Origin of the sequence: Falsiroseomonas sp. E2-1-a20 (genome assembly GCF_051433195.1) — a bacterium.
GTDB lineage: Bacteria > Pseudomonadota > Alphaproteobacteria > Acetobacterales > Acetobacteraceae > Falsiroseomonas.
In genome coordinates this window covers 19,290-45,660 of the sequence record NZ_JBHMFT010000009.1, presented here as the reverse complement: position 1 = coordinate 45,660, position 26,371 = coordinate 19,290, and the positions used below count along the sequence as shown (strand labels likewise).

At 71.7% G+C, this 26,371-nt stretch carries 25 protein-coding genes; 16 read left to right on the top strand and 9 right to left on the bottom strand.

Going from position 1 to position 26,371, the window contains the following annotated elements; genetic code table 11:
• Nucleotides 1-26: 26 nt before the first annotated feature.
• The 15 genes from ACFHPP_RS12950 (at nucleotide 27) to ACFHPP_RS12880 (ending at nucleotide 14,528) form a co-directional block, all read left to right on the top strand.
• Nucleotides 27-1,148 (top strand): NAD(P)/FAD-dependent oxidoreductase, encoded by a 1,122-nt coding sequence (locus tag ACFHPP_RS12950; protein WP_437163666.1) that lies wholly within the window; start codon nucleotides 27-29, stop codon nucleotides 1,146-1,148.
• On the top strand, nucleotides 1,132-1,428 hold the full coding sequence (locus ACFHPP_RS12945) for a (2Fe-2S)-binding protein (protein WP_437163665.1): 297 nt from the start codon (nucleotides 1,132-1,134) through the stop codon (nucleotides 1,426-1,428). Before ACFHPP_RS12950 ends, ACFHPP_RS12945 begins: the two co-directional genes overlap by 17 nt.
• Nucleotides 1,425-2,822 (top strand): NAD(P)/FAD-dependent oxidoreductase, encoded by a 1,398-nt coding sequence (locus ACFHPP_RS12940; protein ID WP_437163664.1) that lies wholly within the window; start codon nucleotides 1,425-1,427, stop codon nucleotides 2,820-2,822. The genes ACFHPP_RS12945 and ACFHPP_RS12940 overlap by 4 nt, the downstream gene beginning before the upstream one ends.
• Nucleotides 2,823-2,895: 73 nt before the next feature.
• Nucleotides 2,896-4,011, top strand: coding sequence for an NAD(P)/FAD-dependent oxidoreductase (locus ACFHPP_RS12935; protein WP_437163663.1), 1,116 nt, complete (start codon nucleotides 2,896-2,898; stop codon nucleotides 4,009-4,011).
• Between the two features lie 33 nt (nucleotides 4,012-4,044).
• Entirely contained in the window at nucleotides 4,045-5,028 is a 984-nt protein-coding gene (locus ACFHPP_RS12930) for an ABC transporter ATP-binding protein (protein WP_437163662.1), read from the top strand.
• A 137-nt stretch (nucleotides 5,029-5,165) separates the two neighbouring features.
• Nucleotides 5,166-5,858, top strand: a complete 693-nt coding sequence (locus tag ACFHPP_RS12925) for an SDR family NAD(P)-dependent oxidoreductase (protein WP_437163661.1) — start codon at nucleotides 5,166-5,168, stop codon at nucleotides 5,856-5,858.
• Nucleotides 5,855-6,130 (top strand): (2Fe-2S)-binding protein, encoded by a 276-nt coding sequence (locus ACFHPP_RS12920; protein ID WP_437163660.1) that lies wholly within the window; start codon nucleotides 5,855-5,857, stop codon nucleotides 6,128-6,130. Before ACFHPP_RS12925 ends, ACFHPP_RS12920 begins: the two co-directional genes overlap by 4 nt.
• Nucleotides 6,127-7,485, top strand: coding sequence for an FAD-dependent oxidoreductase (locus tag ACFHPP_RS12915; protein ID WP_437163659.1), 1,359 nt, complete (start codon nucleotides 6,127-6,129; stop codon nucleotides 7,483-7,485). Before ACFHPP_RS12920 ends, ACFHPP_RS12915 begins: the two co-directional genes overlap by 4 nt.
• Before the next feature lie 10 nt (nucleotides 7,486-7,495).
• Nucleotides 7,496-8,617 carry an NAD(P)/FAD-dependent oxidoreductase gene (locus tag ACFHPP_RS12910; RefSeq protein WP_437163658.1) on the top strand — a complete coding sequence of 374 codons (1,122 nt, stop codon included), beginning with the start codon at nucleotides 7,496-7,498 and terminating at the stop codon, nucleotides 8,615-8,617.
• Nucleotides 8,618-8,651: 34 nt separating this feature from the next.
• The gene (locus ACFHPP_RS12905; protein ID WP_437163657.1) at nucleotides 8,652-10,208 is read left to right on the top strand and encodes an ABC transporter substrate-binding protein; all 1,557 of its coding nucleotides are present in this window, start codon (nucleotides 8,652-8,654) and stop codon (nucleotides 10,206-10,208) included.
• Nucleotides 10,209-10,264: 56 nt separating this feature from the next.
• Nucleotides 10,265-11,206, top strand: a complete 942-nt coding sequence (locus tag ACFHPP_RS12900; RefSeq protein ID WP_437163656.1) for an ABC transporter permease — start codon at nucleotides 10,265-10,267, stop codon at nucleotides 11,204-11,206.
• Nucleotides 11,203-12,081 (top strand): ABC transporter permease, encoded by an 879-nt coding sequence (locus tag ACFHPP_RS12895; RefSeq protein WP_437163655.1) that lies wholly within the window; start codon nucleotides 11,203-11,205, stop codon nucleotides 12,079-12,081. Before ACFHPP_RS12900 ends, ACFHPP_RS12895 begins: the two co-directional genes overlap by 4 nt.
• Nucleotides 12,082-12,094: 13 nt before the next feature.
• Nucleotides 12,095-13,048 (top strand): ABC transporter ATP-binding protein, encoded by a 954-nt coding sequence (locus ACFHPP_RS12890; protein ID WP_437163654.1) that lies wholly within the window; start codon nucleotides 12,095-12,097, stop codon nucleotides 13,046-13,048.
• Between the two features lie 14 nt (nucleotides 13,049-13,062).
• Nucleotides 13,063-14,340: an FAD-dependent oxidoreductase gene (locus ACFHPP_RS12885; RefSeq protein ID WP_437163653.1), complete on the top strand. Its 1,278-nt coding sequence runs from the start codon at nucleotides 13,063-13,065 to the stop codon at nucleotides 14,338-14,340.
• Entirely contained in the window at nucleotides 14,337-14,528 is a 192-nt protein-coding gene (locus tag ACFHPP_RS12880; RefSeq protein WP_437163652.1) for a DUF1289 domain-containing protein, read from the top strand. The genes ACFHPP_RS12885 and ACFHPP_RS12880 overlap by 4 nt, the downstream gene beginning before the upstream one ends.
• Here the strand turns inward: ACFHPP_RS12880 and ACFHPP_RS12875 are convergent.
• The 9 genes from ACFHPP_RS12875 to speB form a co-directional block, all read right to left on the bottom strand.
• Nucleotides 14,515-15,471, bottom strand: a complete 957-nt coding sequence (locus ACFHPP_RS12875) for a Bug family tripartite tricarboxylate transporter substrate binding protein (protein ID WP_437163651.1) — start codon at nucleotides 15,469-15,471, stop codon at nucleotides 14,515-14,517. The genes ACFHPP_RS12880 and ACFHPP_RS12875 overlap by 14 nt on opposite strands.
• A gap of 107 nt (nucleotides 15,472-15,578) precedes the next feature.
• Nucleotides 15,579-16,934 (bottom strand): MmgE/PrpD family protein, encoded by a 1,356-nt coding sequence (locus ACFHPP_RS12870; RefSeq protein WP_437163650.1) that lies wholly within the window; start codon nucleotides 16,932-16,934, stop codon nucleotides 15,579-15,581.
• A 57-nt stretch (nucleotides 16,935-16,991) separates the two neighbouring features.
• On the bottom strand, nucleotides 16,992-17,732 hold the full coding sequence (locus ACFHPP_RS12865) for a FadR/GntR family transcriptional regulator (RefSeq protein ID WP_437163649.1): 741 nt from the start codon (nucleotides 17,730-17,732) through the stop codon (nucleotides 16,992-16,994).
• Between the two features lie 91 nt (nucleotides 17,733-17,823).
• On the bottom strand, nucleotides 17,824-18,702 hold the full coding sequence (locus tag ACFHPP_RS12860) for an alpha/beta hydrolase (RefSeq protein ID WP_437163648.1): 879 nt from the start codon (nucleotides 18,700-18,702) through the stop codon (nucleotides 17,824-17,826).
• On the bottom strand, nucleotides 18,699-20,303 hold the full coding sequence (locus ACFHPP_RS12855) for an ABC transporter substrate-binding protein (RefSeq protein WP_437163647.1): 1,605 nt from the start codon (nucleotides 20,301-20,303) through the stop codon (nucleotides 18,699-18,701). The genes ACFHPP_RS12860 and ACFHPP_RS12855 overlap by 4 nt, the downstream gene beginning before the upstream one ends.
• Nucleotides 20,304-20,435: 132 nt before the next feature.
• Nucleotides 20,436-21,302 carry a class I SAM-dependent methyltransferase gene (locus ACFHPP_RS12850; RefSeq protein WP_437163646.1) on the bottom strand — a complete coding sequence of 289 codons (867 nt, stop codon included), beginning with the start codon at nucleotides 21,300-21,302 and terminating at the stop codon, nucleotides 20,436-20,438.
• 101 nt (nucleotides 21,303-21,403) lie between these two features.
• The gene (locus ACFHPP_RS12845; protein ID WP_437163645.1) at nucleotides 21,404-22,822 is read right to left on the bottom strand and encodes a homospermidine synthase; all 1,419 of its coding nucleotides are present in this window, start codon (nucleotides 22,820-22,822) and stop codon (nucleotides 21,404-21,406) included.
• Between the two features lie 150 nt (nucleotides 22,823-22,972).
• Nucleotides 22,973-24,172, bottom strand: coding sequence for a type III PLP-dependent enzyme (locus tag ACFHPP_RS12840; RefSeq protein WP_437163644.1), 1,200 nt, complete (start codon nucleotides 24,170-24,172; stop codon nucleotides 22,973-22,975).
• Nucleotides 24,173-24,734: 562 nt separating this feature from the next.
• Complete coding sequence (gene speB / locus ACFHPP_RS12835) at nucleotides 24,735-25,619, bottom strand: agmatinase (protein WP_437163643.1); 885 nt, start codon at nucleotides 25,617-25,619, stop codon at nucleotides 24,735-24,737.
• 104 nt (nucleotides 25,620-25,723) lie between these two features.
• On the opposite strand from speB, the gene ACFHPP_RS12830 reads away from it, so the two are divergent.
• On the top strand, nucleotides 25,724-26,356 hold the full coding sequence (locus tag ACFHPP_RS12830) for a cation transporter (RefSeq protein WP_437163642.1): 633 nt from the start codon (nucleotides 25,724-25,726) through the stop codon (nucleotides 26,354-26,356).
• The last annotated feature ends 15 nt before the right edge of the window (nucleotides 26,357-26,371 follow it).

Below are 26,371 nucleotides of genomic sequence, written 5' to 3'. Positions count from 1 at the left end.
GGGGCGGCAGGGGTCAGGCTCGCAACATGTATGACGTGGCGATCATCGGCGGCGGCATGGTCGGCTCCGCCATCGGCTTCGGCTGCGCGGAACGAGGCGCGCGCGTCGCGGTGCTGGATGAGGGCGACGTGGCGCTGCGCGCGGCGCGCGGCAATTTCGGGCTGGTCTGGTCGCAGTCCAAGGGCGACGGCATGCCGGCCTATGCCGAATGGACGCGTCGCAGCGTGGATCTCTGGCCGGCGCTGGCGGAGCGGGTTTCGGGCCATGCCGGGCGGGACACGCAGTACCGCGCCGTCGGCGGCCTGACCTTCTGCCTCGGCGAGGCCGAGTACGAGACCCGGAAAACCTTCGTGCAGCGCATGCACAACCAGGGCCAGCACGGCCTGCGGATGCTGGACCGCGCGGAGCTGCGCGACCTGATGCCGGATTGCCCGCTGGGGCCGGAGGTGCTCGGCGCCAGTTTCCAGCCGGCGGATGGCCATGTGGACCCGCTGACCCTGCTGCGCGGCCTGCAGGCGGGGATGCGGAAGGCCGGCGGGGCGCACCTGCCCGGCGCCGCGGTGCGGGCGATCGAGCCGGTGGCCGGCGGGTACCGGATCGACCGGGAGGACGGCACGGAGGTCGCGGCGCGGCGCATCGTCATTGCGGCGGGGGTGATGACGACGCGCCTGGCGGCGATGGTCGGGCTCGACGTGCCGGTGCGGCCGGTGCGCGGCCAGAACATCGTCACGGAGCGTCTGGCGCCGCTGCTGCCGCTGCCGGCCAGCGCCATCCGCCAGACCGGCGACGGCACCATCCAGATCGGCGTCACCAGCGAGGATGACGGCAGCTTCGCGACCGGCACCAGCACCGATGCGCTGGCGCGCATGGCGGCCCGCGCCTTGCGGGTGCTGCCGGTGCTGGCGCAGGCGCGGATGGTGCGCGGCTGGGCGGCGCTGCGGCCGATGACGCCGGATGGCTTCCCCGCCTATGCCGAAAGCCCGACCCATCCTGGCGCCTTCGTTGCCACCTGCCATTCCGGCGTGACGCTCGCCGCCGTGCATGCCGGGACGCTGGCGGAGGCAATTCTCGCCGGCGCGCTGCCGGAGGCGGCCCGCGACCTGCATCCCGCCCGCTTCCTCGGAGTCCCGCATGTTCCGGCGCAGTGAGCCGACCGACTGCACCATCACCTGGGAAGGCCAGGCGCTGCCGGCGCGGGCGGGCGAAAGCCTGGCCGTGGCGCTGCTGGCGGCCGGCGTCACCGCGTTCCGCGAAACCCCGGTCAGCGGCAGCCCGCGCGGGCCGCTCTGCCTGATGGGCGCGTGTTTCGACTGCCTGGTGGTGGTGGAGGGCGCCCAGAATGTGCAGGCCTGCCTGGTGCCGGTGGTGCCCGGCCTGCGCGCCGGGATGCAGCGCGGCGCCCGCGGCTTCGAGGATGACGCGGCATGAGCATCGAGGCGGAGTGGACGGCCGAACAGGCGGCGCCGCTGAAGGCCGGCGGCAGCGTGGACCTGCTGGTGCTCGGCGCCGGGCCGGCCGGCCTGGCGGCGGCGACCGAGGCGCGGTCGCATGGCATGAAGGTGCTGGTGCTGGACGAGAACGCGGCGCCGGGCGGGCAGGTGCATCGCGGAGTGGAATCGCGGCCCGCGAAGGACGACCAGGACAAGGACGGCGCGAAGCTGGTTGCCGCCTTCCGCGCCTCCGGCGCCGAATTCCGGCCCGGCGCCACCCTCTGGGCGGTCGACGCGGGCGGCAAGGTGTTCTGGTCCGAAGCGGGCGCGGCCCGCAGCGTCACCGCCGGCCGCATCATCCTGGCCGCGGGCGCCACGGAACGGCCGCTGCCGATCCCGGGCTGGACCCTGCCGGGCGTCATGGGCATCGGCGCCGCACAGATCGCGCTGAAGACGGCGGGGCTGGTACCGGAGGGCGCCGTTTGGCTGGCCGGGCAGGGGCCGTTGCTGTGGTTGTACGCGGTGCAGGCGCTGGCCAAGGGCGGGCGGATCGCGGGAATCGTGGATCTTTCGCCGGCGGGCGGCCTGCGGCGGGCCATGCCGTTCCTGACCCGCGCGCTGAAGGCGCCGGAATACCTGTTGCGGGGCCTGCTGTGGCAGCGGCGGGTGAAGCGGGCCGGCGTGCAGGTCATCCCGGCGCGGGACATCCGCGCGGAAGGCGAGGGCCGGCTCACCCACATCCTCATCGACGGCGTCGCGCATCCGGCCGACCTGCTGCTGCTGCATGATGGCGTGGTGCCGAACACGCAGGTCACCCGCGCCATCGCCGGGCTGAAACATGGCTGGGACCCGGTGCAGCGCTGCTGGCGGCCGGGCCTCGACCTCTGGGGAAATACCTCGGCCGAGGGCGTCATGGTGGCGGGCGATTCGGGCGGCATCGGCGGTGCCCGCGCCGCGGCCCTGTCCGGTCGCATCGCGGCGCTGGAGGCGGCGCGCGCGCTTGGCCGCATCACCACGGATGAACGCGACGGTCGCGCCGGCCCGCTGCGCCTGCTGCGCGACCGGCAACTGGCGCCGCGCCCCTTCCTCGACGCCATGTTCCCGCCGCTGCCCGAGGCCGCCATCCCCGACGAGACCATCCTCTGCCGCTGCGAGGAGGTGACGGCCGGCCGGGTGCGGGAGGCGGTGGGGCTCGGCTGCCTCGGCGCCAACCAGACCAAGGCATTTACACGTGCCGGCATGGGGCCGTGCCAGGGGCGCGTCTGCGGGCCGGCGGTGCATGGCGTGATCGCGGCGGCGCGCGGCGTGGACCCGGGCGAGGTCGACCCGTTCCGCACCCGCTTCCCGACCAAGCCGCTGACGCTGGGCGAGCTTGCGGCGCTGGCGGGATGAGGGGCGCGCGCGACGAAAGCCCTCTCCCCCCACCGGGGGGAGAGGGCTCTAAGCCGGGCTTCGAGAGTTGGTCGTGAGTCGGGCGGTGGTGATCGGCGGCGGGCTGCACGGGCTGTCCACCGCCCTGCACCTGGCCCGGACGCCGGGCTGGCAGGTGACCTTGCTGGAACGCCGGCATGTCGGGCGCCATTCCAGCGGCGTGAATGCCGGCGGAGTGCGACGGCTCGGCCGGGCGCTGCCGGAGATTGCGCTGTCGGTGGTGGCGGCGGAGATGTGGCACGGCATCGTGGCGCTGGTCGGCGACGATTGCGGGTTCCGCGCCACCGGCCAGGTGAAGGTGGCGGAAAGCGCCGCCGACATGGCGCGGAACGAGGCCCGCGTCGCGCAGGTCCGCGCGCTGGGCTGGTCGCATGAGGAGGTGGTGGACCAGGCGGAGGTCCGCCGACTGCTGCCGGCCGTCTCCCCGCACGTCGTCGGCGCCATCGTGACGCGGGACGATGGCTCGGCCGACCCGATGCGCACCGTCATGGCCTTCCGCGCCGCCGCCGAGCGGGCGGGGGTGGAGATCAGGGAAGGGGTCGCCGTCACTGGCCTGGAGCGCACGGCGGATGGCACCATCACCGTCCACACCGACCAGGGCGACTTCCCCGCCGAGCGCGTCGCCAACTGCGCCGGCGCCTGGGCGCCAGACCTGGCCGCGCTGGCCGGGGAGGTGATTCCCTGCGGCACCAAGGCCAGCATGATGATCGTGACGGAGCGCCTGCCGCCCTTCGTCGAGCCCACCGTGGGCGCGACGGCCCGCGCCCTGTCCTTCAAGCAGACGGCCTCCGGCACCGTCGTCATCGGCGGCGGCCACCAGGGGCTGAACGACCGGGCGGCGGAGACCTCCTCCGTCGTCTTCGGCAACCTCGCCTTCGCCGCCCGCATCGCCGCCGAGATTTTTCCGTGCGTGGCGGGCGCCCGCATCGTCCGCAGCTGGACCGGGACGGAGGCGCGGCCGCCGGACGACATGCCCGTCATCGGCGAAAGCCGCACCCTGCCGGGCCTGTTCCACTCCTTCGGCTTCTCCGGCCATGGCTTCCAGCTCTGCCCCGCGGCAGGCGCCGCGGTCGCCGAGTTGATGGCGCGCGGCGCCACGAACCTGCCGGTTGCGGCCTTCAGCCAGGATCGCTTTGCCGTTCCGGCTTGATGCCGGGCGCCGGCTGGCGCAGTTTCGCAGGCGATGACGACACCCGCGCTCGAACTGGTTGGACTCCGCACCGAATTCCGCATCGGCGGCACGTGGCACCCGGCGGTGCGCGACCTGTCGCTGACCCTGATGCGGGACGAGACGCTGGCCCTGGTCGGCGAGAGCGGCTGCGGCAAATCCGTCACCGCGCTGTCCGTCATGGGCCTGGTGCAGCCGCCCTTCGGACGGGTCCATGCCGGGCGCATCCTGCTGGATGGCCGCGACCTGGCAGGGCTGTCCGACCAGGCGCTGGAATCGGTGCGGGGCGACCGCATGGCGATGATCTTCCAGGAGCCGATGACCAGCCTGAACCCGGTGATGACCGTGGGCGACCAGGTGGCCGAGGCCTTGCGAATCCATCGCGGCCTGGATCGCAAGGCGGCGCGCGCCAAGGCGCTGACCCTGTTCGAGGAGGTGAAGATCCCCTCGCCGGCGCAGCGGCTGGACGAGTATCCGCACCAATTCTCCGGCGGCATGCGCCAGCGCGTGATGATCGCGATCGCGCTGGCCTGCGAGCCCGCCGTGCTCCTGGCCGATGAGCCCACCACGGCGCTGGACGTGACGATCCAGGCGCAGGTGCTCGGCCTGCTGGCGGATCTGCAGAAGAAGCACGGCATGGCGGTGCTCTTCATCACGCACAATCTCGGCGTGGTGGCGCAGATCGCGGACCGGGTGGCGGTGATGTATGCCGGGGAGATCGTGGAGCAGGGGCCGGTCGCCGCCATCTTCGACAGGCCCCAGCACCCCTATACCCGCGCGCTGTTCTCCGCGATTCCGCGGCTCGACCAGCCCGGCCAGGCGCTGTCCGCCATTCCCGGCCGGGTGCCGCCGCTCGACGCCATGCCCGCCGGCTGCCGCTTCGCGCCGCGTTGCCCGATGGCGCAGGCGGGGTGCGAGCGGGAACAGGTCCTGGCGGAGGTTTCGGCGGCGCATGCGGCGCGCTGCCATGTCGCGACGGGGGAATTGCTGCATGCCTGAACGCGCGCGGCCCTGCGCCCCCCTCACCCAACCCTCTCCCCCCACGGGGGGGAGAGGGCTTAGCTCCCTCTCCCCCCCGTTGGGGGAGAGGGCCGGGGTGACGGGGGCTTTCCGACCTCTCCACGGCGAGGCACCTCATGCTTGACCCCGTCGGCCGCGTCGCCATGATCACCGGCGCCTCGCGCGGCATCGGCCGGGAAGTGCTGCGGCGCCTGCATGGCTCCGGATGGCTTGTCAGCGCCGGCATCCGCAGCGCCGGCAAGCTCGCGGCCGGGCCGGACCTGATGCTGCATCGCTGGGACGCGGAAGCCGAGGGCAGCGCGGAAGCCTGGGTCGCCGCCACCATGGCCCGCTTCGGCCGCATCGACGCGGTGATCAACGCCGCCGGCATCAATCCCGTCGCCCGGCTGCTGGATGCGGACGAGACGGCGATGGACCGGCAGTGGCAGGTCAACGCTAAGGCGCCGCTGCGCGTCATCCGTGCCGCCTGGCCGCACCTGGTGGCGGGCGGGGAGGGGCGGGTGGTGAACATCGCCTCCCTGTCCGGCAAGCGCGTCGCCAACGAGAATCTCGGTTATGCGATGAGCAAGTTCGCCGTCGTGGCGCTGACGCAGGAGGTGCGGCGGCTGGGCTGGGAACACGGCATCCGCGCCACCGCGCTGTGTCCCGGCTTCGTGGCGACGGAGATGACGGCGCAGGCCAGGTTCCCGCGCGAGGCGATGAGCCGGCCGGAGGATGTGGCCGCCCTGGTGGAAACGGTGCTGCGCCTGCCCAATACCGCCAGCGTCGGCGAATTGCGGGTGAACTGCCGGTTCGAGGCGCTGCTGTGACGGCGGTTCGCCTGCTTGACCAGGACCGGCCCGTCCTCACTTTCACCGTCGATGGCATGGAACTGGCCGCACGCGCCGGGGACACGCTGTTGACGGCGATGCTGACGGCAGGTCTCGGCCATGTGCGGACCAGCGAATTCGGCGATGGCGGCCGCACCGGCTTCTGCTGGATGGGCGCCTGCCAGGATTGCTGGGTGCATGTGGTGGGTAACGGCATCCGCCGTGCCTGTACGACATTGGTGGAACCCGGGCTCGAGGTGATCAGGCGATGAAGGTGGTTGTGGTGGGTGCCGGCCCGGCGGGAATCCGCGCGGTGGAACAACTCGTGCGATCCGGCGTCACGCCGATCTGGATCGAGGAAGGCCCCGATGGTGGCGGCCGCGTCACCCAGCGCCCGCCCTCCGGCTTCACCCGCACCAACGCCCAGCTGTATGGCGCCGATGCCGGCCGCGCCAAGCGGCAGCATGCGACGCTGGATGCGCTGAAGGCGCGCACGGATTGGCGGCCTGACACGCTGGTCTGGAACATCCGCCCCGGCGATCGCGTGCTGCACACGCTGGCCAACGGCGCGGCGCAGGGCGAGGTGACCTATGACGCGCTGATCCTCTGCACCGGCGCCATGGACCGCGTGCTGCCGCTGCCGGGCTGGACCTTGCCGAACGTGACGACGCTTGGCGGTGCGCAGGTGGCGTTGAAGTCGCAGGGCGTCGGCATCGGCTCCAAGCCCGTGCTGATCGGCACCGGGCCGCTGCTGTGGCTGACGGCGCTGCAATACGCCAAGGCGGGCGCCAAGCCGGTGCTGGTGCTGGACACCACGGACATCATCACCAAGGCCCGCTTCGGCGCCGGCATGCTGTGGAACGCGCCGACGCTGCTGCGCGGCATGGGCATGTACGCCTCGTTGAAGGCGCGCGGCGTGCGGATGGCGGAGGATGCGACGCCGCTGGCGATCGAGGGTGTGGACGGCGTCACCGCCGTGCACTGGCGCGACGCGGCGTGGAAGGAGCATGTGACACCCTGCGATGCGGTGGCACTCGGCTGGGGCCTGAAGCCGGAGGCGCAGTTGGCAGACCTCGCCGGCGTGCCCTTCGACTATGACGACACGCAGCAGAACTGGGTGCCGCGCGCGGATGCCGCAGGACGGACTCCGGTGGAGGGCGTGTTCCTGGCCGGTGACGGCGCGGGGATCGGTGGGGCGGAGGTCGCGGAACTGGCGGGCGCGCGGGCCGGGCTGGCGGTGCTGGCCGATGCGCACCTGCCGTCCGACGCCGCGCTGACGAAGCACATCGATGGTCGCCTGCGCACGGAACGCCGCTTCCGGCGCGCGCTGGAGCAGGCCTTCCCCTATCCCGCGCGCCTCGCCGCGCGGATGGAGGACAGCACGCCGCTGTGCCGCTGCGAGGTGATCACGGCCGGCGACCTGCGCCGTGCCGCCGCGGAGGAGGCGCCTGAGCTGAATCGCGCCAAGGCGTTCTCCCGCATCGGCATGGGCCGCTGCCAGGGCCGGCTGTGCGGCCCGCCCGCGGCGGTTGTGCTGGCCAATGCGCTGGGCGTGGAGGTCGAGGAGGTAGGCCGCCTGCGTGGGCAGCCGCCGGTGAAGCCGGTGCCCGTCGCCCAGGTTGGCTGATGCCGGCCCCATGATGCGGTCCTGTGATGTCCTGATCGTCGGCGGCGGCGGGGCAGGGTGCTCCGCCGCGCTGCACCTGGCGCTGCGCGGCGTGCGGGTGGTGCTGCTGGAACGCGGCCTGGTCGGCGGCCAGGCGACCGGCGTGAACTATGGCGGCGTGCGCCAGCAGGGCCGCGACCCGGCCGGGCTGCCGCTGGCCCGTAAGTCGCGCGAAATCTGGTCGCGCATCACTGAACTGACCGGCAGCGATGTGGAGTTCGACGCTTGCGGCCACCTCAAGCTGGCGCGCACGCCGGATGAGGAGGCGGAGCTGCTGCGCTGGAACGCGCTGGCCGCGGAGCACGGCCTGCGACCGCGCATGATCGGCCGCAACGCCATCCGCGCGGAAAACCCCTTCTTCAGCGACCAGGTCATCGCCGGCAGCCTGCTGGAGGAGGATGGCAGCGCCAATCCGCGCCTGCTGGCCCCCGCCCTGGCCCGCGCCGCGCGCGCGGCCGGCGCGGAGATCCGGGAAAACCATGCGGTCACGGACCTCCACCATGACGGCAGCAACTTCGTTCTGACCGCCGGCGGGCAGTCCTTCACCGCGCCCTGGCTGCTGAACTGCGCAGGCTACTGGGGTGGCGAGATCGCCCGCCGCTTCGGCGAGGAGGTGCCGATCACCAAGCTGCATCCGAACATGCTGGTGACGGAGCCGCTGCCCTACTTCCTGCGCCACAGCCTCGGCGTGGTCGGCGGCAATTTGTACCTGCGGCAGATTCCGCGCGGCAACATCATCTTCGGCGGCGGCCATGGCGAAAGCGACGACGCCATCCGCGTCACCCGTCCGCGCCCGGATGCCGCCTTCGGCGCCATGCAGCGCGCCGTCGGCGTGATCCCCCGCCTGGCGGAGGCCATGGTGATCCGCAGCTGGACCGGCACGGACGGCATGCTCCCGGACCACTTCCCGGTGCTTGGTCCATCGCAGACCACGCCCGGCCTGATCCACGCCTTCGGCTTTTGCGGCGAGGGCTTCCAGACCGGGCCGGGCGTCGGCGTGGTGCTGTCCGAGCTGGTCATGGACGGGGCGACGGACGTGCCGTTGGACGCCTTCGCGATTGGTCGCTTCACGGACGCCCCCGTAACAGGCTAGGCTCCGCGCAAGGTCCAACGGGGAAGATTTTTTCATGCGCGGATTTCGAGCGGCGTTGCTGGGCAGCGCCTTGGCCATTGCGTCGGTCTTCGGTGCGCAGGCGCAGGCCCCGGCCGGCCCGACGCTGCGCGTCGGCATGGCGGCGCAGGATGTCGGGCGTCTCGACCCGCACTTCGCCGTCTCCACCATCGATCGTGTCGTGGTCGCCTGGATGTTCAACGGGCTGGTGCGCTTCAAGCCCGGCTCCATCAACCCGGCCGAGATCGAGCCGGACCTGGCCGAGCGCTGGGAGAGCAGCGCCGACGGCAAGACCTGGACCTTCCACCTGCGCCGCGGCGTTCGCTTCCACGGCAACTACGGCGAGCTGACCGCGGAGGATGTCGTATTCTCCCTGCGCAAGTCGGGCACCGCCGCGACCAGCGCCTTCGCCGCCGACTACCGCGCGATCGAGAGCATCGAGGCGGTGGACCCGCACACGGTGCGCATCGTGCTGCGGGAAAACATCCCGAGCATGCTCGGGATCCTGACGAACTACTCCGGCGGCTACATCGTCTCGAAGCGCGCGGTGGAGGAGCGGGGCGACAATTTCGTGCGTTCCCCGATCGGCACCGGCCCCTTCGCGCTGGATCGCGTGACGCCGAACCAGTCGGCGGAACTCGTGGCCCATGCCGGCTACTTCCGCGGTGCGCCGCAGCTTGGCCGCATCAGCTATCGCTTCATCCCCTCCGACGCCTCCCGCGACCTGGCGTTCCAGAACCGTGAGCTGGACCTGAACTACGGCCGCGCCGACCAGACCTGGGTGAACCGCACCCGGCAGGTGCCGAACACGGTGGTGGACGTGTTCGAGCCGGGTGAACTCGCGATCCTGAACCTCAACACGCAGCAGCCGCCCTTCAACGACATCCGCATCCGCCAGGCGCTGGCGCATGCGGTGAACCGGGCGGAACTGGTGCGCTTCCGCGGCCAGGACGTGGCGCGCGAGGGCCAGTCCCTGGTGCCGCGCGGCTATCTCGGCTTCAGCAACGAGAACGGGCTGCTGCCGGCCGATCCGGCGCGGGCGCGGGCGCTGCTGGCGGAAGCCGGGCATCCCAACGGCATCACCATCCGCGTGATCCACACGCAGTTGCCGGAGATGCTGAACATGATGCAGGTGGTGCAGCAGCAGCTGCGCCGGTCCGGCATCACGCTGGACCTGCAGGTGGTGGAACACGCGACCTTCCACCAGCAGATCCGCCAGGATTTGTCACCGCTGGTCTACTACGCGGCGGCCCGTTTCCCGGTGGCGGACATCTACCTGACGCAGTTCTTCCATGGCCGCTCGCGCGTCCGCACGCCGACCGCGGTGACGAACTTCTCGCATTGCGACCAGGCGGACCAGCAGATCGATGCCGCGCGGGTCAGCACGGATGTGGAGGCGCAGAAGCGCCTGTGGGCGGAGGCGCAGCGCATCCTGGTGCAGAATGTCTGCGGCGTGCCGCTGATCGAGACGCTGCTGGTCTTCGCCCGCCGCGACAACCTGGACTACGGGTATGAGTTAAAGGGCTCGATGAGCCTCGGCCCGCTGATCACTGAGGCGACGCGGCTGCGGTGAGAAAACCCTCACCCCATCCCTCTCCCGCAGGCGGGAGAGGGGGCGAGGCGCGCTAGATGACCGGCTTCGTCCTGCGGCGGCTGCTGGCCGCCGTGCCGACGCTGATCGCGGTGCTGACGCTGGTCTTCATCATCGTCCGCATCGTGCCCGGCGACCCGGCGCTGGTGATCCTGGGTGACCAGGCGACGCCGGAGGCGATCGCGGCGCTGCGCACGCGGCTGGGGCTCGATCGCTCGCTCTGGGCGCAGTATCTCAGCTTCATCGGAAGCGCGCTGATGGGTGATTTCGGCGTGTCGATGGTCACCGGCCGTTCCATCACGGCGGAGGTCGCGGCGGTGCTGCCGCATACGCTGGACCTCACCATCGCCTCGATGATCTTCGGCGTCGTCGTCGGCGTGCCGGTCGGCATCTGGGCGGCGCTGAACCGCAACGGCGTGGTCGACGTGGCGGCGCGCATCCTGTCGCTGATAGGTTTGTCCTTCCCGGTGTTCGTGTCGGGTATCTTCCTGCTGCTGGCCTTCTCCCTGCACTGGCGCTGGTTTCCCGTCATCGGCGGGTCGGACCTGTCCGACTACGGCGACCGGCTGCACAAGCTGGTGCTGCCCACGATCGCGCTTGGCCTCATCATGGCGGCCTACATCACCCGGGTGACGCGCAGCGCCATGCTGCAATCCCTGGGCGAGGACTACATCCGCACCGCGCGCGCCAAGGGCGTGCCGTGGCGCCGCGTGGTCTGGGTGCACGGGCTGCGCAACGCCTCGCTGCCGATCGTCACCGTGGTCGGGCTGTATGTCGGCATCCTGCTCGGCAATTCCGTGCTGACCGAGATCGTCTTCAACCGGCCCGGCCTCGGCAAGATCATCGTCGGCGCGCTGAACCAACGCGACTACACGATGCTGCAGGGGCTGATGGTGATCTACTGCTTCCTCATCGTCGTGGTGAACCTGATCACGGACCTGCTCTATGGCGTCATCGACCCACGGGTGAAGGCGGAATGAGCATCAGCTCCGAAATCGTGGCGCCGCCGCCGCCCTCCGGCTGGAAGCGGGCGCTCAGCAAGGCGCGCAGCAACCCGACCACGGCGGTCGGCGCCGTGATCTGCCTGCTGATCATGGCGGCTGCCATCTTCGCCCCCTGGCTCGCGCCCTACGACCCGGCGGAACAGGACATCTTCAACCGCCTGCAATCGCCGGGCGGCGACTACCTGCTGGGCACGGACCAGTTCGGCCGGGACATCCTGTCCCGCCTGATGTGGGGCGCGCGCATCTCGCTGATCGTCTCGCTCGGCGCCATCTTTGCCGCGGCCATCATCGGCGGCGCCATCGGCCTGGTGTCGGGCTACATCGGCGGCAAGTTCGACCTGTTCGTGATGCAGGTGATGGACGTGCTGCTGTCCTTCCCCTCGCTGATCCTCGGCCTGATCGTCGTGGCGCTGCTGGGGCCGGAACTGGTCAATTTGGTCGTCGCCATCGCGCTGACGGCCATCGCGCCCTTCGCCCGCGTCGCCCGCGCGCCGACCCTGGCGCTGAAGGAACGCGCCTTCGTCGAGGCCGGCCGCGCGCTGGGATTCTCCCACACCCGCGTGTTGTTCCGCCACATCCTGCCGAACATCATGTCGGAGGTGATGGTGATGGGCACGCTGTGGCTCGCCACCGCCGTGCGCGTCGAAGCCTCCCTGTCCTTCATCGGCCTCGGCGTGAAGCCGCCGACGGCGACCTGGGGCGGCATGACGCGGGATGGGTTCGAGAACATCCTGGACGCGCCCTGGCTCGCCATCTTCCCAGGTCTCGCCATCCTGTTCCTGGTGCTCGGCCTGAACATGGTGGGCGACGGGTTGCGCGACGCCACCGACCCAAAGCTGCGCAATGAGTGAACCCGTATTGGTCGTGGACGGCCTGCGAAAGCACTTCGTCTCGAAGAAGGGGTTTCCCACGCCACGCACCGTCCGCGTGCGCGCGGTGGAGGACATCTCCTTCACCATCAACGCCGGCGAGGCCTTCGGGCTGGTCGGCGAATCCGGCTGCGGCAAATCCACCGCCGCCCGCGCCCTGCTGCGCCTGATCGAGCCGGATGCCGGCACCGTCACCTGGAAGGGGGAGAATGTGCTGGCCGCGCGCGGTGCCGCCCTGAAGGCGCTGCGCCGGCGCATGCAGATCGTGTTCCAGGACCCGTACTCCTCGCTCGACCCGCGGCAATCGATCGGCGATGCGCTGATGGAACCCATGCGCGTGCATGGCCTCGCCGTGGGCAAGGAAGCGCGCCGCCGCGCCGGCGCCCTGCTGGAGGAAGTCGGCCTGCCGCCGGCGGCGCTCGACCGCTTTCCGCACGAATTCAGCGGCGGCCAGCGCCAGCGCATCGGCATCGCCCGCGCGCTGACGGTGGAGCCGGAACTGATCGTGGCGGATGAGCCCGTCTCGGCGCTGGATGTGTCGGTGCAGGCGCAGGTGCTGCTGCTGATGCAGGACCTCCGCAAGCGGCGCGGCCTGGCCTTCCTGTTCGTCAGCCACGACCTGTCCGTGGTGCGCTGGTTCTGCGACCGGGTCGCCGTGATGTATCTCGGGCGCATCGTGGAGGAAGGGCCGGCCGGGCGCGTCCTGGCCAACCCGATGCACCCCTACGCCCAGATGCTGCGCGACGCCTCGCCCATTCCGGACCCGTCGCGGCGTGGCGTGCTGCCGCGCATCATCGGCGAAATCCCGAGCGCCGCGAACCCGCCGCCAGGTTGCCCCTTCCACCCGCGCTGCGTCCACGCCATGCCGCATTGCGCGCGCGAGCTGCCGCGCTGGACCGTGGCGCCGGGCGAGAACCAGGGCGGCGTGGCCTGCCACCTGCACGGCTGATGTGGGATGTGGTGGTGGCCGGCGCCGGCGCGGCCGGGCTGGTCGCGGCGTTGGCGGCGGCGGATCGCGGGCGGCGGGTGCTGCTGCTGGAACGTGACGCCGCGACGCCCAGCACCCTGGCCCTGTCCGGCGGCCTGATCGCCGCGGCCGGCACCCGCTGGCAGGAGGAGCCCGACTCGCCCGCGCTGTTCGCCGCCGATATCCGCGCCAAGTCTGGCGATGCGGTCGACCCGCTGCTGCTGGAGGCGGTGACCCACGGCGCGGCGGAGGCGCTGGCCTTCCTCGACCCGATCCTGCCGCTGCACCTGCACACGGGCTTGCGCTGGCCGGGCCATTCCGCCATGCGGCTGCACGCCACGCCAGCCGAATCCGGCGCGGAATTGCAGGCGCTGCTGCGGCAGGCGGTGGCACGGCATCCCGGCATCGCATTCCGCGACGGAGTCGCCGTGACGGCGCTGCTGCCCGGCGTTGCCGGTGTCGAAGCGGATGGGCGGATCGAGGCCGGCGCCGTGATCCTGGCCACCGGCGGCTTCGGCGGCGCGCCGGACCTGGTCGCGCGTTTCTGCCCGGAGGCCGCGGCGGCGGTGCATGTCGGCGGCACGCTCAGCGATGGCGCCGCGCTCCGCTGGGCGGAGGCATTGGGCGCGGAATTCCGCTGCCTGGACTCCTGGCAGGGCCAGCCGCATGTCTCGCCGCATCTGGTGGGGCGGGAAAGGCCGCGCTTCGGCGGCGCGCTGCCGGCGCTCGGCGCCATCCTGGTGAACCGCCTCGGCCGCCGCTTCGTGGCGGAGGATATGGGGCCATCGGAGCTCACGCCGCATCTGCTGGCGCAGCCGGGCGGTACCGCGGTGGAGATCTGGGGCGAGGCGGCGCATCGGGCGGCGCTGGCCGGCGGCCCGTTCCGGCACGCCGTGGCCTGTGGGGCAGTGGCGGCATGCGCGGATGTGCCCGCCCTTGCCGCGCGCTTCGCGCTGCCGCCGGCGGCGCTGGCCGAGACCCTGGCCGCGATGGGCCGCCAGCCTGACGGCTTCGGCCGCCAATCCTGGGGCCACCCATTGGTGCCACCCTTCTACGCGGCGGAGGTCACCGGCGCCCTGGCCCATACCCAGGGTGGCGTGCGGGTGGATGGCGCGGGGCGGGTGCTCCGGCCGGATGCCACCGCCATTCCGCGCCTGTTCGCGGCGGGTGGCGTCGCCTGCGGCGTCTCAGGCCATGGCGCGGCAGGCTACGTGCCGGGGAACGGGCTGGCGCAGTCCTTCGCGCTCGGCGTCCGCGCGGGGCGCGCGGCATGATGCCCAGCCCCTGCACCGGGGCCTGCCTGCTGGACCCGCGCACCGGCTTGTGCCGCGGCTGTGGCCGCAGCGGCGACGAGATCTCGGCCTGGCCCTATCTGCCCGAGGCCGCGCAGCGCGCGTTGCTGTCGGCGCTGCCGGCCCGCATGGCGAGCCGGCCGCCTTTCAAGCCCGTCAGGCGGCCGTGATGCCGAAGCGGCGGATGATCTCGGCGTAGCGCGCCGCATCGTCCCGGATCGCCGCCTGCAGCGCCTCCGGCGCCTCGTCGGTCGGCTCGACGCCCAGGCCCGCCAGGCGCTCGGCGATGTCCGGCCGCTTCACCGCGGCCCGGCTGGCGGCGTTCAGCCGGGCGATGATGGCGGGGTCGGTGCCGGCGGGCGCCAGCAGCCCGTGCCAGCCGACGGCGGACATCCCGGCGAAGCCGACCTCACGCAGGGTCGGCACATCCGGCAGGGCGGCGGCCCGCGCCTCCGGGCTGACGAACAGACCGCGCAGCCGGCCGGAGCGGACATGGTCGGTCACCGCGCCGATGTTGATCATCACGCCCTGGAGCTGCCCGCCCAGCAGATCGTTCAGCGCCAGCGCGCCGCCGCGATAGGGCACATGCGTCCAGCGGGAATCGGCGGCGCGCAAGAGCTGTTCCACCAGCAGATGCGCCAACTGCCCGTGGCCCGGCGTGCCCACGGCCGGGGGCTGGCGGCGGCTGGCGGCGAACCAGGCGGCGAAATCGGCCGCCGGATCATCGGCGCGCACCACCAGGATCTGCGGCACGCGGACGGTGCGGTGGATGGCGGCGAAGCCCAGCGGGTCGAAGCCCAGGCGCGGCGTCAGCGTCCCGGTGATGGACAGCGTATCGGCGCCGGCCAGCAGCGTGTGCCCATCCGCCGCCGCGCGCGCCGCCGCGGCATAGCCGATGTTGGAGCCGCCGCCGGCCAGGTTCTCCACCTGCACCGTCTGGCCGAGGATGTCCGTCAGGGCGCGGGCCGAATGCCGCGCGACGATGTCCTGGCTGCCGCCGGGCGCCACCGGCACGATCAGGCGGATGGGGCGGTCCGACTGGGCGCGGGCGAGGCCCGGGGTCGCGAGAAGGCCGGCGGACATGGCGAGGAGGCGGCGGCGTGGGAGGGTCATGTTCAGGTCCTGGTGCTGGCGAAGGGCGCCGGCCAGAACGGAGAATGGATTTCCTTAGAACCTCACGCAAGAAGGCCGAAAAAGAAAGATTTCCTTTCTACTGGGCACTAATCCCCGGAGAAGGTCGTCTTCAGCAGGCCCGGCAGCGTGGAACCTTCGCGCAGCAGGACGAGCAGCGCGGCCGCCTCGGGCTTGCCCAGCACCGGCTCCGCCAGTTCGCGGAACTTCGCGGCAAGCTCCGCATCGGTCAGCGGCGCGTCGGGGTCGCCCTTGCGGGTCGGCTGGTAGTGCTCCAGCACCCCTCCATCCGCCAGCTCCACCCGCAGCCGCGCCGCGCGCCGCGCCGGGTAGTCCTGCGCCAAAGCGGGGTCGAGGCTGACGGTGACCTTCGGCATCACGGCGCGAATGCGCGGGTCCGCCAGGCTTTCGGGCGTGAAGGCGGCCAGCCGCACGCCACCCAGCACCAGCAGGGCGCCCATGCAGTATTGCGCGCTGAACCGCGCCTGCTGCTCGGTCGCAACCTCGGGCCGGTCGCAGACATCCTTGGTGGCGCTGTAGCCGCCGAGGTGGATTTTCACGATATCGTCCGCCGTGAAGCCGTGCGTGTCCTGCAACGCGGCGAGGCCATCAAGACCCGGGAAGATGTGGCCGCAGCAGCCGTGGTTCTTGAAGGTCATGCCGGTGATGGCGAAGGTCTCGTCCAGCCCGGCCAGCGCCTTGTCCCACTTGCCGGTGTCCTCGCTGGTCGCCGCGGCGAATCCCACCGGGCCGTGCAGCACGTCGAGCGCCCCGGTCACCCCCGCCGAGGCCGCCAGCGCCGCCAGCGCGCCCGCTTCCGCCGCATGTCCCGGATGCAGCGGCTTGCTCATGCCCTCCCCGCGGAAGGCCTGTTGCAGCCCGCCGGCCATGGTGGCGGCGGTGGCGATTGCGTGCGCCATGCGGGTCTCGTCCAGGCCGAGCACCACGCCGACCGCGGCCGCGGCGCCGAAGGTGCCGACGGTGCCGGTGGTGTGCCAGTAGCGGTAGTGGCTCGGCTGGATGGCGAGTCCGATGCGGCAGCCCACCTCGTAGCCCGCGGTGATGGCCCGCAGCAGCAAATCCATGTCGCCGCCATGCGCCTGGGCGGCGGCCAGCGCGGCGGGGATGGTCGGGCAGCCAGGGTGGTAGCCGGCGTCCCGGTAGATGTCGTCGAATTCCACCGTGTGGCTGGCCGTCGCGTTCAGCAGCGCGGCGTGGCGCAGCGCCCCGGCGTGGCCATCGACGTAGCAGATGGCGCGCCCGGTGCCGCGCTGATCGGCCAGCACCTTCGCCATCAGGCTGGCCGGCGGCTGGGAGCAGCCGGGCAGCAGGGCGGCGAACCAGTCCACCAGGGCGCGACGGGCGCGGTGCGCGACATCGGCCGGCATTGGCCGGTGGCGCCAGTTCGCGGCGTGCCCGGCGAGGCGGATCAGCGGGTTGTCCATGGCGAAGTCCTCCTGCGGCAGCCTAGTCCGCCGGGGCCGCGCCTCCTACCCGCCCGGCTATCCCCCCGCCTGGGCCGCCAGCCGCCGGTACCGCTCCCGCGCCGCTTCCAAATGCTGGCGCATGGCAGCGCGGGCAGCCGCCGGATCGCCGGCGGCGATGGCCTCCGCCACCAGGCGGTGCTCGGCGCGGACCTGCGCCAGGTATTGCCGGCGCTCCGCCTCGCTGCGTTCCACCAGACCAAGGGCGCGGCGCGGGATGGCGTGGCGGCCGAGCACTTCCAGGAAGCGCAGGAAATGCGGGTTGCCGGTCGCCAGGAAGATGGCGCGATGCAGCGCGAAATCCGCCTCCGCCGCATCGCCGCCGGCGGAGACCGCGGCATCGAAGGTGGCCTCGGCCTCGGAGATCAGCGCCAGGGCGGCCTCGCTGCGGCGTTCGGCGGCGAGGCCGGCGGCCTCCACCTCCAGCGCCAGGCGCAGCTCCAGCACCTGGATGACCTGTTGCAGCCCCTCGGCCTCGCTGGGCGTGAGGCGGAAGATGCCCTCGCCGGGTCGTTCGTTGACGAAGGCGCCGACGCCCTGGCGGGTGAAGACCAGTCCTTCCGCCCGCAAGGCCGCCACGGCCTCCCGCACCACGGTGCGGCTGACGCCGGCTTCCCGCATCAGGTCCTGTTCGGTCGGCAGGCGGGCGCCGGGGGCAAGGCGGCCGGAGCGGATTTCCTCGGCCAGCCGATGCACCAGCGCGCCGGTGAGGTTGGCGGCGGGGCGCAGCGGCGACATGCCGATGTCGCGGCGCATCATGGTTCGGCCGTCCTGGGGGGCGAGGCGATACAGGTCATCATATGACCTGACAACGGTAGGGCGCCCCGCCCTCGGCGTCAACGCGACCGCTTCAGGCGACAGCCTCGGCGCCGACTCCCGCCTCGGCGGCCGGGATCAGCCGGTTCTCGAACCACAGCGCCGCGGCCACGGCGGACATGGCGCGGCCGTCATGGCCGACGCCGGCCACCGGCACCAGCCGCCAGTTGCACGCCACGCCGCGCCGCGCCGCCGCCGCCTGTCCGGCCGCCAGGTAATTGTGGGCGCGCGCGAAGCGGTGCGGGCCCTGCGCCAGGGCGGCGGGCTGCGAGGGCAGGGAGGGGCCGTCCGTCTCGATATCCTGGTCGCCGGCCAGGATGGTCATCGGGTAGGCGAGCAGCGCCAGCAACTCGGCCTCGCCCAGCCCGATGCCGCCCAGGCCTTCCGGAAAATCCCGATCCAGCACCGGCAGCGTGTACCAGCCGGGATTGCCGATGGTGGCGGCCTCGATCAGGTCATGCGGCTGGGTGGACAGCAGCCGGTGGCCGAACTGCCCGCCGGCCGAATGGCCGAACAGAAAGGCCTTCGGCCGCGTCGTCACCCCTGCCGCGCGCAGCGCCGCGAAGATGCGCAGCGGAATGCCATAGGCCCAGGAGTCGCGCGGGCGCAGCTTGCCGGCATCATCCAGCACCAGGCCGTTGTTGTAGTGCTCGGCCTGCGGCCAGGCCTCCTTGCCGTAGGTGGTGGCGACGATGAGCAGGCCGTGGCGGTCCGCCGCCGGAATCCAGAAGTCGCGATAGTCGTCGCCGTTGCGCAGCATGCCGTGCTGCACCAGCACCACCGGGCTGTCGGGCCGGTGGCCGGCCGGCCGGTAGCATTCCAGCGTCAGCGGCCGGGACAGGTCGCAGGCGGCATCCGCCCACGGGATGGCGATGCGGCCAGTGGCGCGGAAGGCCTGGGCGAGGGGGGTCATTGCGGGCGGATCTCCTGCGCCAGGGTCTGCTGGTCCATCCGCCCGTCATAGGCCAGGCCGCGCCGGAAGGCCCAGGCGGCGCTCTCGAAATGCAGCGGCAGGATCGGCATCTCCTCCAGCCCGATGCGGGAGGCTTCGCGCAGCAGTCGGCCGCGTTCCGCCTCCTCCATCGTGGTCAGCGCCTGCACCGCGGCGGCATCGAAGGCCGCGTTGGACCAGTTGCCGTAGTTGCTGCCGCCGATGCCGCGGTCCCGGTTGGTGGTGGTCATCCAGGTGCGGAAGAACAGCAGGGTCTCCTCCGCGCTCGCGGCCCAGCCGCCCATGGGGACGGAGAATTCGCGGCGCGCGCGGCGACCGAAGAAGACGTTGGAGGGCATCGCATCCACTTCCGTCCGTACGCCGATGCGGGACCAGTACTGGCCCACCGCCTGGATGATCCGGGCGTCGTTGACGTAGCGGTTGTTGGTGGCGTGCAGAGTCAGGGCGAAGCCGTTGGCGTGCCCGGCTTCGGCCAGCAGGGCGCGGGCGCGGGCCGGGTCGTAGGGCAGGGTGGGCAGGCCGGGCAGGGTGCCGAACATCCCCTCCGGCAGGAACTGCGTGGCGGGCAAGGCGAGGCCATCCATGATCCGGTCGGCGATCGCCTTGCGGTCGATCGCCAGCGACAGCGCCTGGCGCACCCTTGCATCGCGCAGCGGGTTCGGCGCCGCGCCGCCATTGACGAAGGGCGCCGGCTCGCGCTGGTCGAGTTGCAGGAAGATCAGCCGGGTGGTGGGGGAGACCGCCAGCCGCACCGCGTCATTGCTGCGCAGGCGGGGGATGTCGCCGGTCGCGGGCGCCTCCACCACGTCATGGTCGCCGGCCAGCAGCCCGGCCAGGCGCGGCCCGGCGGCGGTGACCGGTTGCAGCCGGACCTCGGCCCAATGCGGCTTCGGGCCCCAATAGGTGTCGTTGCGCGACAACTCCGTCACGCCGCTGCGGCCGAAGCTTCGCATGCGGAAGGGGCCGGTGCCGATGGCGGCGGAGCCATCGTTGAACTGCGCCAGGGTCGGCCAGGGCTGGCCGGCGCCGGCGCAATTGTCGGCGACGCTGAAGGCGATGGGGCGCGCCGCCACCAGGTTCGAGGGAATGATCCGCAGGCTGGACAGATCCGCCGGCAGCAGCGGCTCCGGCTCCCGCGTCCCGATCACCACCGTGTTGGGCCCTTCTGCCTCCACCCGCGTCAGGCGGCGGACGAAGGAGGAGTAGCTGACCGCGAGTTCCGATTCGTTGTTCAGGATGCGGCAGAAGGAGAACACGACATCGGCCGCGGTGAAGGGGTGGCCGTTGTGGAACGTCACCCCTTGCCGCAACTGGAACACCCAGGTGGTGTCGTCGCGGCGCGACCAGGACACCGCCAGCGATGGCCCCGCCTTCAGCCGGGCATCGAGCGAGACTAGCGATTCGAAGACGTGGTTGTGCAGCGTGGAGTTCGGCGCCGCGGCGTATTGCTGCGGGTCGGCGGAGGTCGGCTCCGCCGCCATGGCGATGCGCAGCGTCTGGGCCTGGGCGGACTGTGCCCCGAGGGCAAGGCAGGCGATGCCTGCCAAAAGACTGCGTTTCATACCGGTGCACCCCAAGGTCGGCGGTCACCATGCCGCCAATGCGGGCCCAGTCAAAGCCGGCGCCCCGCTGCGCGGCATGGCGGCAGCGGATTGCGCGTGCTGGTTGAGGTGGAGTGTGGCCTTCGGCCGGACTCAGGCCGGGCCGGGGTCTCGCCGGAACACCGCCGCAAGGTCCCGTCGCGCCCCGCTGCCGTAGCGTGCGTGGCGTGCGGAGCCGGGCAGTGTCGCCCATTCGCGCGCCTGCCGCCGCAGCGCGCGGGGCAGGCTGGCAATCAGTTTTTCGTTCTGGTCCTGGGCCGAGTCGATGGCCGTAAGCGTGGCGGCAGTGATGTCGGTGAGGGAGATGAGGCGGAGACCCAGGTTCCGACCCTGCGTGGCCAGCATGGCCTGGTAGTCGCGCACGGACCAGCCGGTTCCGGCCGAGATCGACAGGATCCCCCCGGGGCGCAGGACGCGCGCCGCCTCCGCCAGGAAGGGGGCCGCGCCGATATTCGTCAGCGAACCGACACCCGCGGCCAGGTCGAAGGACTGGTCGGGCAGCGGCAGCGCATGGCCGCCGCAGCGGAGCAGCCGGATGTTCGGCACGCCGCGCACCCGCCGCCGGGCCGCGGCGATGCCGGCGAAGGAACAGTCGACGCCGGTGATCATCGCCTCCGGCCACAGCGCCGCGGCGTAGATCAGCCCGCCACCGCTGCCGCAGCCGATATCCAGCACCCGCCGGGGCGGTGGGCCGCCTTCACCCGGGTGCGTGTGCAGCACGTAGTGGTACAGGTTTGCACTGGCTTCCTGGAGGGGCAGCGCCTCCACCGGCAGGAAGCCGGGCAGCAGCGGCAGGTAGCCGCTGTTGAAGAAGCCGCTGCGCGCCACGGTCGGCACCAGGAACGCCGCTTCGTAGATGGCGCGGTTCAGCAGGCGCCCAAGCTGGGCCGGAAGGCGGCGGCGCAGCAGGTCCAGCGGCGTCTGGGCAGGCGCAAGGCCCGCCTGCGAGGCTTCCGACATATCGGCATCCAGCGGAGATCACGTTCCGCTGAGCCTAGACCATACGATGCAAATGTGAACCGGATCGAAACCAGAATAAATTGCCGGGCGGCCGCCCGGTGCTACGTCACCCGGAAGTTGCCGAATTGCCACGGATCGGTTGCATCCAGCGCCTCGGGGAACAGCACGCCGCGCTCCTGCAGCGGCGTCCAGTCGGAATAGACTCCGACGACATCGCCGAGATAGGGCGCGCAGATCTCCAGCACGCGGGCGTGGTCGATCTCGTCCGATTCCACCAGGCCCTGCCGCGGGTTCTCCATTGCCCAGATCACGCCGGCCAGCACCGCGGCCGTGACCTGCAGCGACGTCGCGTTGTTGTGCGGCGCGGCGGCCCGGGCCTGGTCGATGGTGAGGCGCGAGCCATACCAGTAGGCGCCCTTGGCGTGGCCCATCAGCAGCACGCCGAGTTCGTCCATGCCCTGCGTGATCTCATCCGTCATCAGCCGCTTCTCCGGCTGCATCTGCCAGTTCTTGCCGGCGAGTTCATGCACGGACAGCACCGCGTCGTCGCAGGGGTGGTAGGCGTAGTGCGCGGTGGGGCGGTAGGTGACGGCGCCGGTGGCATCGCGCAGCGTGTAGTAGTCCGTCAGCGAGATCGACTCGTTGTGGGTGATGAGGAAGCCGTGCATCGGCCCCTCCAGCGGCGTCCAGGTGCGGACGCGGGTGGAGGCGCCGGGGCGCATCAGGTAGATCGCGGCATCGCAGCCGAAGCCGTGGCGGTGGCCATCGGCCGGCAGCGCCTTCTCATGGCTGCCCCAGCCGAGTTCCGCCGGCTGGCAGCCCTCGCCGACGAAGCCATCGACCGACCAGGTGTTGACGAATTCGCCCGGCTGCTTCGGCCGGTCGGCCACCTGTGTGTCGCGCTCCGCGATGTGGATGACCTTCACGCCGAGCCCGGCCGCGATGCGCGCCCAGGCCGCGCGGTCGGAGGCCGGCGGCGGCGAGGCGACGGGCGCGCCGGTGTCGCGTGCGATGTCCAGCAGCGCCTGCTTCACGAAGTGGCTGACCAGGCCGGGATTGGCGCCATGCGCCGTGACACTGGTCGGCCCGCCGCGCATCTCCTCGCGCAGCGCCACCGCGGCCTCCCGCATCGCGTAGTTGGAGCGCTGCGAGGGCGTCAGGGAGGTGTCCGTGTAGCCGCCGGCCCAGGGCTCCACCACCGTGTCCAGGTAAAGCACATCCAGCTTCCGGCACAGCTTCATCAGCTCCACCGAGGACACGTCCACCGACAGGTTCAGCAGGAAGTCGCCCTTCGCCAGCAGCGGCGAGAGCAGTTCCTCGAAATTCTCGCGCGTGGCGGCCTGCAGGATGAAGCGGATGCCGTATTCGGCGGCCACGTCCTGCCCGCGCTCCTCCGCCGTGACGATGGTGATGCGGTCCCGGGGCAGGTCGATGTGCCGCAGGATCAGCGGCAGCACGCCCTGGCCGATCGAGCCGAAGCCGAGGATGACGAGACGACCGGCAAAGGCGACATGCTTCATCTGGATGGTTCCTTGAGCAACTGGAATCCCTCTCCCCCCACAGAGGGGAGAGCGTTGGGTGAGGGGGGGCAGCGGGGATCACGGGCGCGCTTGTCGCCTGCACGTCCCCCTCACCCAACCCTCTCCCCCATGAGCGGGGGAGAGGGCTCGTCAGGCCGCCAGGGCGTAGCCCGGCGTCTCCAGCAGCGGAAGATCGGCCACCTCCACCATGCCCGCGCGGTCGAAACCGTTGAAGGCGGTGCGCAGGCAGGCGCCATACGCGCCGAGCTGGCCGATCTCGATCCAATCCCCCTCCTGCGCATCGCCGGGCAGCAGGAAGGGGCCTTCCATGCGGTCCGCGGTGTCGCAGGTCGGGCCGAAGAAGCTGAACGGCACCAGCGCAGCCTCGCTCGGCCGCATCAGCTTCACCGGGAAGCGGAAGCCAGGCGCGCCGGCATCGGACAGCGCGCCATAGACGCCGTCGTTGATGAACAGCATCCCGTCCCGCCGCGCCTGCACCTGCACGACGATGGAGGCACCGCCCGCCACCAGCGCGCGGCCCGGCTCCGCCCACAGCTCCACCCCCGGAAGGTCGGCCTGCGCGAAGGCAGTGCCGATGGCGTCCATGAAGGCGGAGAGCGGCGGCGGCACGACATCCGGATAGGCCACCGGAAAGCCGCCGCCGACATCCAGAACCTCCACCTTCACGCCGGAGTCATGGATCACGGACGCCGCCAGCGCGATGGCGCGGGCATAGGCGGCCGGGTCCAGGCACTGCGAGCCGACATGGAAGGACACTCCGAGCTTGCCGGCATGTGGCCGCGCCGCGCGCAGCAGCGCCACCGCCTCCACGGGCTCGGCGCCGAATTTCCCGGAAAGGTCATAGACGGCGCTGCCCTTCGGCAGGCCGAGCCGGATGATGAGGTTCAGCCCCTCGCCCCCCGTCTCCTCCAGGATCTTGGCCAGTTCGGCGGCCGAATCCAGCACGAAGTCGCGTACGCCATGCTCGAAGAACGCCTCGCGGATCGCGCCGCGCGCCTTCACCGGGTGCATGAAATGGATCTTGGCATCCGGGAACATGCTGCGAACCAGGCGCACTTCGCCCGCCGAGGCGCAGTCGAAATGGCGCAGGCCGCCATTCCACAGCGCGCGCAGCACGGTGGGATCCGGGTTGCACTTCACCGCATACATGACCGTGCCGGGGAAGGCGCCGAGGAAGGTGGCGCCCGTCGCCGCGATGGTGGCCGGCCGCAGGCAGTGCAGCGGGGCTTCCGGGCGCAGGGCGGCGACGACGCCGGCGACATTGCGCGGCAGGTCCACATTCGGGCGGCGGAGCGGCGCGACGGCGCCGCGGAAGCGAAGGTCGGTCATGCAGGCAACCCTCCCGGGGCTGGGGGTGAAGTCATTTGGCCCGCCGCCGCGCCACGGCCCCCAGGGAGCAGGCGCGGCGGCGGGAAGGAGGGAACCGGGGCCGGACCGGCGCGCACCCTGGCACCCTGCGCGGCACGCCACCCGCCAGAAAGCGGGAGGACGGAACGCGGAGGATGGAGCCGCCTCCACGGGGCACCGGCCAGGGCCCTCGGGCCGGCAGGTGCCGCGCGTTGCGGTTCGGGCGCTGTTACGCGGAAAGTGGCGGGAGAGGTCCCGGCTTCGCGCGGCGGCGATCAGGCGACACAGGCGGTTCCCTCGAACCTTCCGGCCCCAAGCGGCGGGACCGGCGTGAACAAGAGACGCGTCCCGTCGTTGCTTGTGCCTCCGAAGTCGGAGGCTCGCGGCACGTGCGATGGCGTCGGGTCTGCGCGGCGAAGCAACCTTGCCTCGTCACGGCCGGATAAATAGCGGCCGACGCTGCGAAGTGCAAGGGGTTTTTCTGGCGATCTCCACGATTGTCACGTGGGCCGCGCTGCACCACGCGACATCGGCCGGAAAGCTTTCAGTCGCGGCAGAGGTATTCCCAGACGATCGCCGCCGCCGCCAGCGCCGTGATCTCCCCCTGGTCGTAGGCCGGCGCCACCTCCACCACGTCCATGCCACGGAAATCGAGCCCGCCCAGCCGGCGCAGCACCGCCTGCGCCTGCCAGCTTGCCAGTCCTCCGATCTCCGGCGTGCCGGTGCCGGGCGCGAAGGCGGGGTCCAGCGCGTCGATGTCGAAGGACAGGTAGCAAGGTGCGGCGCCCAGCACCTGGCGCACCCGTGCCGCCACCGCCGCCGGCCCCGATTCGTGAAAATCCTGCGCCGTCACCACCGTCACGCCCTGGCCCAAGGTCCAGTCCCACACATCCCGCTGCACCGGCGAGCGGATGCCGAGCTGGATCATCCGGCGCGGGTCCACCAGCCCCTCCCGGATCGCGTGGTAGAAGACGGAACCATGCGCGTAGGCCTGGCCGAAATTATCCGCCCAGGTGTCGACATGCGCATCGAACACCAGCAGCCCGAGCGGTGCGCCGAGGCGCTTCGACAGCGCCCGCAGCAGCGGCAGCGTCACGCCATGCTCGCCGCCGAGCGTGACCAGATGTTCGACCTGCGCCGCCTGGGCCTCGATCAGCGCCAGGCTGCCCGGGATGTCGCCCAGTGCCAGCGCGAAATCGCCGACATCGGCCAGCGGCAGCGTCGCCGGATCCACCCAGCTTCCGGGATGCGCGCCATCCACCAGCATGCGCGACGCCGCCCGGATGGCCCGCGGCCCGTCCCGCGTGCCGGCACGGTTGGTGGTGCCGATATCCATCGGGATTCCGGCGATGGCGATGCCGCCCGCGGCATCGCGCCGCGACACGCCGAGGAAACCGGGCGGGGTGGCGTAGGTGGGCGTTCCGGCCATGCGGGAAGGGTCCTTGCGTCTGCCGCGCGCAACCGCGCCGCTATGTTGTAACCGAATGAAGGGTGCGGGTTGAGACGGCGTCACCGGCGCCTGAGATCAAGCCCATGCCCCATGACGGTCACGACCACGTCTTCACCGGCGACGATCCCGCCTTCCGCCGGGTCCTTTGGATCATCATCGGCCTGAATGCCGCGATGTTCGTGGTGGAGTTCACCGCGGGCGCGATCTCCGGCTCCCTCGCATTGCAGGCGGACAGCCTGGATTTCGCCATGGATGCCGCGACCTACGGCCTGTCGCTCGCCGTCATCGGGCTGGCGCCGGCGACGCGGGCGCGGGCCGCGCTGCTGAAGGCGGCCTCGCTCGGCCTGATCGCGGCCTGGGTGCTGGGCGCCGCGCTGTGGCGCGTCTTCGTGGTGGAGGTGCCGGAGCCCATCACAATGGGCGCCATCGCCATCGCCGCCTTCCTGGCCAATGTGGCGTCTGTCCTGCTGCTGTGGCGGTGGCGGGAGGGGGATGCGAACATCCGATCCGTCTGGCTGTGCAGCCGCAACGACGCGCTGGGCAACCTGCTGGTGCTGGCCGCAGCGGCCGGCGTCTTCGGCACCGGCTCGCGCTGGCCCGACCTGGCCGTTGCCGCCTTCATGTCGGCGCTGTTCCTGCAGACCGCGATCCTGACCGCCCGCCGCGCGATGGAAGAACTGCGCGGGCGGGACAGCCATGCGGGCCACGCCCATTGAGCGTGGGCGCGGCTT

Coding starts and splice junctions, on each gene's coding strand:
- ACFHPP_RS12950 (WP_437163666.1), top strand. CDS start 27: ATGTATGACGTGGCGATCATCGGCGGCGGCATGGTCGGCTCCGCCATC.
- ACFHPP_RS12945 (WP_437163665.1), top strand. CDS start 1,132: ATGTTCCGGCGCAGTGAGCCGACCGACTGCACCATCACCTGGGAAGGC.
- ACFHPP_RS12940 (WP_437163664.1), top strand. CDS start 1,425: ATGAGCATCGAGGCGGAGTGGACGGCCGAACAGGCGGCGCCGCTGAAG.
- ACFHPP_RS12930 (WP_437163662.1), top strand. CDS start 4,045: ATGACGACACCCGCGCTCGAACTGGTTGGACTCCGCACCGAATTCCGC.
- ACFHPP_RS12925 (WP_437163661.1), top strand. CDS start 5,166: ATGCTTGACCCCGTCGGCCGCGTCGCCATGATCACCGGCGCCTCGCGC.
- ACFHPP_RS12915 (WP_437163659.1), top strand. CDS start 6,127: ATGAAGGTGGTTGTGGTGGGTGCCGGCCCGGCGGGAATCCGCGCGGTG.
- ACFHPP_RS12910 (WP_437163658.1), top strand. CDS start 7,496: ATGATGCGGTCCTGTGATGTCCTGATCGTCGGCGGCGGCGGGGCAGGG.
- ACFHPP_RS12905 (WP_437163657.1), top strand. CDS start 8,652: ATGCGCGGATTTCGAGCGGCGTTGCTGGGCAGCGCCTTGGCCATTGCG.
- ACFHPP_RS12900 (WP_437163656.1), top strand. CDS start 10,265: ATGACCGGCTTCGTCCTGCGGCGGCTGCTGGCCGCCGTGCCGACGCTG.
- ACFHPP_RS12895 (WP_437163655.1), top strand. CDS start 11,203: ATGAGCATCAGCTCCGAAATCGTGGCGCCGCCGCCGCCCTCCGGCTGG.
- ACFHPP_RS12880 (WP_437163652.1), top strand. CDS start 14,337: ATGATGCCCAGCCCCTGCACCGGGGCCTGCCTGCTGGACCCGCGCACC.
- ACFHPP_RS12875 (WP_437163651.1), bottom strand. CDS start 15,471: ATGACCCTCCCACGCCGCCGCCTCCTCGCCATGTCCGCCGGCCTTCTC.
- ACFHPP_RS12870 (WP_437163650.1), bottom strand. CDS start 16,934: ATGGACAACCCGCTGATCCGCCTCGCCGGGCACGCCGCGAACTGGCGC.
- ACFHPP_RS12865 (WP_437163649.1), bottom strand. CDS start 17,732: ATGATGCGCCGCGACATCGGCATGTCGCCGCTGCGCCCCGCCGCCAAC.
- ACFHPP_RS12860 (WP_437163648.1), bottom strand. CDS start 18,702: ATGACCCCCCTCGCCCAGGCCTTCCGCGCCACTGGCCGCATCGCCATC.
- ACFHPP_RS12855 (WP_437163647.1), bottom strand. CDS start 20,303: ATGAAACGCAGTCTTTTGGCAGGCATCGCCTGCCTTGCCCTCGGGGCA.
- ACFHPP_RS12850 (WP_437163646.1), bottom strand. CDS start 21,302: ATGTCGGAAGCCTCGCAGGCGGGCCTTGCGCCTGCCCAGACGCCGCTG.
- ACFHPP_RS12845 (WP_437163645.1), bottom strand. CDS start 22,822: ATGAAGCATGTCGCCTTTGCCGGTCGTCTCGTCATCCTCGGCTTCGGC.
- ACFHPP_RS12840 (WP_437163644.1), bottom strand. CDS start 24,172: ATGACCGACCTTCGCTTCCGCGGCGCCGTCGCGCCGCTCCGCCGCCCG.
- speB (WP_437163643.1), bottom strand. CDS start 25,619: ATGGCCGGAACGCCCACCTACGCCACCCCGCCCGGTTTCCTCGGCGTG.
- ACFHPP_RS12830 (WP_437163642.1), top strand. CDS start 25,724: ATGCCCCATGACGGTCACGACCACGTCTTCACCGGCGACGATCCCGCC.